The organism is Rhodospira trueperi, from assembly GCF_900101965.1.
Classification (GTDB): domain Bacteria; phylum Pseudomonadota; class Alphaproteobacteria; order Rhodospirillales; family Rhodospirillaceae; genus Rhodospira; species Rhodospira trueperi.
Genome location: NZ_FNAP01000041.1, coordinates 1 through 1,402 on the forward strand (window position 1 = coordinate 1; position 1,402 = coordinate 1,402).

Annotated in this window: 1 protein-coding gene; it reads right to left on the minus strand. The window is 66.7% G+C overall.

Annotated features, from left to right (window positions below; translation table 11 throughout):
* Positions 1 to 1,214 (minus strand): IS1380 family transposase (locus tag BLS85_RS18425; RefSeq protein WP_092788193.1); only part of this gene is annotated, 1,214 nt, incomplete at its 3' end.
* Between the last annotated feature and the right edge of the window lie 188 nt (positions 1,215 to 1,402).

The following is a 1,402-nucleotide window of genomic DNA, read 5'->3' on the forward strand; positions in this document are numbered from 1 at the left end:
GCCAGGATCAGCCGGGTCTGGTTGGCCTTGAAGGCGTGGGCGGAGGCCCGGTGGCCGAACAGGTCGAGCTGGCACTCCTTGATCCGGTTCTCCATATCGCCGCGCGGGCAGTAGATGGCCTCGTAGATCACGCGCGGCATCAGGTCCCGGGGCGGCTCCTGGTCGGTTTGCTCGCGGGCATCGCGGGCCTGGCGCATCGCTTCGATCACCGGTTTGGAATTCCAGTCCAGCGAGGTGACGAGAAACCGGCAGCGCTGCTCGCGTCCGGCGCGGTGCAGGACCTTGACGATCACGTGGCGCGGCCGTGTCCAGCTTTTCGAGCGGGTCATATGGGTGAAATGACCGAAGGCCAGCGCCGTCCGGCCCGTGGCCATGAAGTCGACGGCGGCTCTGGAGCGGACCTTGCGGGCCTTGTGGAGCAGGACAGTGTTGCGGGCGAGTCCGAAGATGTAGTCGACGCCATTGGCCTCGCACCAGCTCATCAGGTTCGGGCGGGCGAAGCCGGAATCGCCGCGCACCAGGATCTGGACCGTGGGCCAGGCCTTCCGGATGCGTCCGACGATGCGTTTGATCGCCGCCTTCGCGCCCTTGGCGCCGTCCACATTGCCGTGGCGCAGCTTGGCCAGAAGCAGGTGCGGGCCGCACGTGACATACAGCGGCAGGAAGCAGCGGTGTTCGTAGGTGCCGTTGAAGAAACCGCCGATCTGGTGGCCGTGGGTTTCCACGTCGGTGGCGTCGATGTCCAGGACGATCCGCTCGGGCGGGGTATCGTGGCTCCCGGTGAACAGGTCGACATAGAGGTCCTGGAGCCGGTTCGGCTGGGCGGTGATCTTGTGGTAGCGCCGGTCGCTGTCCTCGAAACTCCGCTCCACCCGTCCCAGGGTGGAACTCCCGGCCAGGGGGGCGGGCCGGTCGGCGCCCCTGGCTTTCGGCGTGGCCATCAGTTTGAGCAGCGGATCGTGGCGCAGGCTGTCGTGATCGGTGAGGTTTTCGTATCCCAGGGCGATGCCGGTGACCCGCTGGGCCAGCAGGTCGGCGAGCGGATGACGGACCCGGCCCGGGTCCCGGTGGTCCTCGAAACAGGCCGCCATGCGGGGGAACAGGTCCAGGCGCGTCGCGGCCTCTCGCAACAGCAGGCCGCCGGCGTCCGAGGTGATCTCGCCGCCGTCGAAGGCGGCAATGACAGCGCGTGGGCCGAACTCGGAAAAAAGCATGCGGAGCCCCGTTATCGAATTGATTCTGCTCGATATTATAGAGACCGGCAGGTCCTCGGACGAGGAAAAACCGGGACCCGGACGGCGCTGTTTTGACCTTGCCCCGAAAAAGTGGACACCGGGTTACGCGGCACGAAGCTCGGCCTGCTCTGGTGTGATGTAGCCGAGCGCTGAGTGAAGGCGCCGGC